Here is a 4,206-nt window from a genome sequence, read left to right as displayed (position 1 = left end):
CGGGGCGAGGCGAGCATCACCTGCGACGCGCCCGCCTGCCGGTGCCGGAAACTGTCGCGGCCGGGCTGGTCGACATCGGTGTCGTGGTGGGCGTGCTTGACGGTGGACACGCGCAAGCCCCGGCCGGTGATCTCGGTCACGAGGCGCTCCATCAGCGTCGTCTTTCCGGCGTTCTTCCAGCCGGTCACCCCGTACAGCTTCATGCGGTCTTCGCCAGCGCCTCGGCCCGGGCCAGGTCGTCGGGCGTGTTGACGTTGAAGAAGGGATCGAACGGCTCGGCCTCGAACAGCGCCTCGGTCCCGCCGTGGCGGTCGGTCCACAGCACGACCTTGCGCAACCCGTCCTTCAGCGCGGCGCGCAGGTCGTCGCGCAGCGCGACGGGCCACAGCCCGAATGTCGGATGCCGGTTGAGCTTGCCGCCCGATTTCAGCGCCGTGCGGTCGCGCGGTGTCGCCGCCAGCGCAAGCGGATAGGGCCCGGTCGCCGCCGCCTGCAGGCGCGCGACCAGATCGGTGGGGAAGAACGGCGTGTCGGCGGCGGCGGTGACGATGTTGTCGGCGCCCTGGTCCGCCGCCCAGTCGAGTCCCGCGAGCACGCCCGCGAGCGGCCCCGGAAAATCCGCGATCGTGTCGGGCAGGACCGGCAGGCCGTACTCGGCAAAGCGCGCAGGATCACCGTTGGCGTTCAGAGCCAGCCCGTCCACCTGCGGCCCCAGGCGGTCGATCGCGCGCGACAGCAGGCTGCGGCCGTCGACGTGCAGCAGGCCCTTGTCGCCCCCGCCCATGCGCGTGGCGAGGCCACCGGCCAGGATCACGCCCAGCGGTCTGCTCACGACGCGGCCTTGCGGCGGGATTTGCGGTCCTCGTCGGGCACGCTGGCGGGGTCGGCATCGCGCACCAGACGATCCTCGCCCGACAGGCAGACGAAGCGGCGGCCGCGCATCCGGCCGATGCAGGTCAGCCCGACCTGGCGCGCGATCTCGACCCCCCACGCCGTGAAGCCCGAGCGCGACGCCAGCGCCGGGATGCCCATCAGCGCGCACTTGATCACCATTTCCGAGGTCAGCCGGCCGGTGGTGTAGAGGATCTTGTCGTCCGCCGGCACGCCGTTGCGGAACATCCAGCCGGCGATCTTGTCGACGGCGTTGTGGCGGCCCACATCCTCCATGTAGACCAGCGGGCGGTCGCCCTGGCACAGCACCGTGCCGTGGATCGCTCCGGCCTCGAGGTAGAGCGACGGCGTGGTGTTGATCTCCTGCGCCAGCGAATATAGCCAGCTCGTCCGGATCTCGGCGCGCGGAAGGGTCAGCCCCTCGAGCCCCTCCATCATGTCGCCGAAGACCGTACCCACCGCGCAGCCCGAGGTGCGCGTCTTCTTCTGCATCTTGTCCTCGTAGGAGGTCTCGCGCTCGGTCCGGACGACGACGGTCTCGATCTCGTCGTCATAGTCGACGCGGGTCACCACGTCGTCGTCGCGCAGCATGCCCTGGTTGCGCAGGAAGCCGACCGCCAGGTATTCGGGGTAGTCCCCGATGGTCATCGCGGTCACGATCTCCTGCCGGTTGAGGTAGATCGTCAGCGGCCGTTCCTCGACCACCGAAATGTCGACGGGCGCGCCTGTCTGGTCGGTGCCGGTGACGCACCGTGTCAGGCGCGGGTCGTCCGGGTTCGGCAGGATGGGGGTGTCGGGCACGGCCTGCGCGCTCCTGTCAGGGATGGTGTTTCCGGGCGTGTCCGGCATAGTGTATGGCCGTGCAACCGGTTGCAAGGGATGAGCGATGCTGGGCTACGTGGTGTCCGAAGGCCGCGGCGAGGGCGACCGCCTGATCCACGCGGTGGCGACGCGGCTGCGCGCGGCAGGCGTACCGCTGGCGGGCGCGGTGCAGACGAACGAGGATCGCGATCCGACCCGCAAGTGCGACATGGACCTGCACATCCTGTCGGGCCACGACGTGGTGCGGATCAGCCAGGACCTCGGCCGGCTGTCGCGTGGCTGCCGGCTCGACCCGGACGGCCTGGAACGCGCGGCGGGCCTCGTCGCGGCGGCGCTGGCCGACGGCCCGGCGCTGCTGATCGTCAACAAGTTCGGCAAGCAGGAGATCGACGGCCGCGGATTTCGCCCGCTCATCGGCGACGCGCTGGCCGAGGGGATCCCGGTCCTGACGGCGGTCAACCGCGGAAATGTCGACGCGTTCCTGGACTTCGCCGCCGACCTGGCCGAACCGCTGCCCGGCGACGTCGACGCGATCATCGCGTGGTGCATGGCGCACAGGCAGGCGGCCTGAGCCAGCGCCGTCAATCACCCCACGCCGCCATCCTGCGGTCGATCGTCTTGCGCGACACGCCCAGCCGGCGCGCGGCCTCGGCGCGGTTGCCGTTGCTCAGGTCGAGAACGTGCAGGATGTGGCGCTGCACGACCAGTTCCAGATCCTCGATCGCGCGGGAGCCGGTGACCTGTCCGCTGCCAGCGAACTCTTCGGGGAAGCCGCCCAGGATGACCGAGCGTTCGACGAGGTTCTTCAACTCGCGCACGTTGCCGGGCCACGCGTAGCGGCGCAGCTTCAGCAGCGTCTCTTCGTCCAGATCCAGCGCCGGCAGGCCCAGCGAGACGGACGATTGCGTCATGAACAGCGCGGCAAGCTCGACGATGTCCTCGGACCGGTCGGCCAGCGGCGGCATGTCGATGCGCACGACGTTGATGCGGTGATAGAGGTCGGCGCGGAAGCGGCCCTCGGCGACCGCGGCGTTCAGGTCGGCGTTGGTGGCGAAGCAGAAGCGCAGGTCGAACGGCATCTCGCGCTCGGCGCCGACGGGGCGCACGCGCCGGTCTTCGAGCACGCGCAGCAGGGCGGCCTGAAGCTGGTCCGGCATCTGCGCCACTTCGTCGAGGAACAGCGTGCCGCCGTCGGCCAGCGGGATCAGGCCCGGCTTCAGCCGGCCGCCATCCTCGATCACGCCGAACAGGTCTGCCGCGATCCGGTCGGGCGTCAGCGCCGCGCAGTTGACCGCGACGAACGGCCCTTCGGCGCGCGAGGACAGCGCGTGCAGGTGGCGGGCGGCCAACTCCTTGCCGGTGCCGGTGGCGCCGGTGAAAAGCACCGGTGTGGCGAGCGGCGCGAGCCGCGCCAGCATGGCGCGCAGTTCGGCCATGGGGCGCGACTTGCCCAGCAGCGGGCCATGCGCGTCGCCCGCGTTCAACGCGTGGCGCAGCAGCGTGTTGTCCCGGCGCAGGAACTTGCGGTCGAGCGTGCGCGCCACGGCGCCCAGGATCTGGTTCGCGCGAAACGGCTTGAGGACGAAATCGCTGACCCCGGCGCGCAGGGCGGCGATCGCGGTTTCAAGGTCCGCGTAGGCGGTGATCAGGATCGTGTCGGCGAAGAAGCCCTTGCGGCGCTGTTCGGTGACCCAGTCCAACCCCGTGGTCCGCGGCATGATGTTGTCCAGGATCACCAGGTCGAAATGCGCCTCGTCGAGGCGCTGCGTCGCCTCGGCGGCGCTGGCGGCCTGCTCGACCCGCTTCACCCGCGGGCCGAGGATCTTCATCAAAAAATTGCGCATCCCCGGTTCGTCGTCGATCACGAGGATCGAGGCGCCGGCCAGCGTGCTGCCGTATTCGTCTGTCGCGTTCATGCCGTTTGTCTACACCAGCCGCGCGGCGGGCAGAAGAGAGCGCGCCGCCCGTCAGTCCAGACGCACGCTGCCGGGGCTGGAATAGACTTCGGCCGACGAGAACCCGATCTCGTTCAGCGCGTACCAGGCACCCACCGCGATCAGGCCGCTTGCGGCAAACCCTGTCAGCATTGCTTTCATGTCCGGCTCACTCCTCTTTGGTGGCCTGTTTCAGGAAGGCGATCAGGTCGGCGCGGTCGTCGCGTCCGCTGATCACCTGCATCGGCATCTTCGAGCCCGGGATGTAATGGTCCGGACCCTCGTCGAAAAGCGCGTCGATCGTCTCGTCGGACCAGACGATGCCGGACCCGTCGAGCGTATCGGAATAGGTGTACCCGGCGACGGTGCCGGCGGGGCGCCCGAAGACGCCGTGCAGCGTCGGGCCGGCCTTGCGTGACGGGCCGGGTTCGAGCGCGTGGCAGATCGAGCACTTGCGCATGAACTGACGTTCGCCGTTGGGCATCGTCTCGGGGTCGCGCAGGAAGGCGCGTTCCTGGCCCATCTCGGCGTCGAAGCTGTCGAGCATCGCGACCGGCCA

The 4,206-nt window shown here is 69.8% G+C and carries 7 protein-coding genes; 1 reads left to right on the top strand and 6 read right to left on the bottom strand.

The genetic code is table 11. From position 1 onward, the window contains the following. The 3 genes from mobB to ACFDTC_RS06250 form a co-directional block, all read right to left on the bottom strand. On the bottom strand, positions 1–203 hold a 203-nt coding region (mobB, locus tag ACFDTC_RS06260), incomplete at its 3' end, for a molybdopterin-guanine dinucleotide biosynthesis protein B (RefSeq protein WP_375258020.1). After that, a complete protein-coding gene (gene mobA, locus ACFDTC_RS06255) occupies positions 200–832 on the bottom strand; it encodes a molybdenum cofactor guanylyltransferase MobA (RefSeq protein WP_375258019.1) in 633 nt (210 codons plus the stop codon). The genes mobA and mobB, both read right to left, overlap by 4 nt. Next, on the bottom strand, positions 829–1,692 hold the full coding sequence (locus ACFDTC_RS06250; RefSeq protein WP_375258018.1) for a formate dehydrogenase accessory sulfurtransferase FdhD: 864 nt from the start codon (positions 1,690–1,692) through the stop codon (positions 829–831). Before ACFDTC_RS06250 ends, mobA begins: the two co-directional genes overlap by 4 nt. Before the next feature lie 85 nt (positions 1,693–1,777). Between ACFDTC_RS06250 and ACFDTC_RS06245 the strand changes: the two genes are divergently transcribed. After that, entirely contained in the window at positions 1,778–2,284 is a 507-nt protein-coding gene (locus ACFDTC_RS06245; protein WP_375258017.1) for a DUF2478 domain-containing protein, read from the top strand. Between the two features lie 10 nt (positions 2,285–2,294). On the opposite strand, the gene ACFDTC_RS06240 is transcribed toward ACFDTC_RS06245, so the two are convergent. The 3 genes from ACFDTC_RS06240 to ACFDTC_RS06230 all read right to left on the bottom strand — a co-directional run. Next, positions 2,295–3,629, bottom strand: a complete 1,335-nt coding sequence (locus ACFDTC_RS06240) for a sigma-54-dependent transcriptional regulator (RefSeq protein ID WP_375258016.1) — start codon at positions 3,627–3,629, stop codon at positions 2,295–2,297. A 51-nt stretch (positions 3,630–3,680) separates the two neighbouring features. Continuing rightward, a complete protein-coding gene (locus tag ACFDTC_RS06235) occupies positions 3,681–3,809 on the bottom strand; it encodes a hypothetical protein (protein WP_375258015.1) in 129 nt (42 codons plus the stop codon). 7 nt (positions 3,810–3,816) lie between these two features. Further along, positions 3,817–4,206, bottom strand: a 390-nt coding sequence (locus tag ACFDTC_RS06230) for a c-type cytochrome (RefSeq protein ID WP_375258014.1), incomplete at its 5' end; no start/stop codon positions are given.

Source organism: Citreimonas sp., assembly GCF_042096055.1.
Taxonomy (GTDB): domain Bacteria; phylum Pseudomonadota; class Alphaproteobacteria; order Rhodobacterales; family Rhodobacteraceae; genus Citreimonas.
Note: the sequence above shows the minus strand (reverse complement) of the source record. Positions and strands in the feature narration are given on the sequence as shown.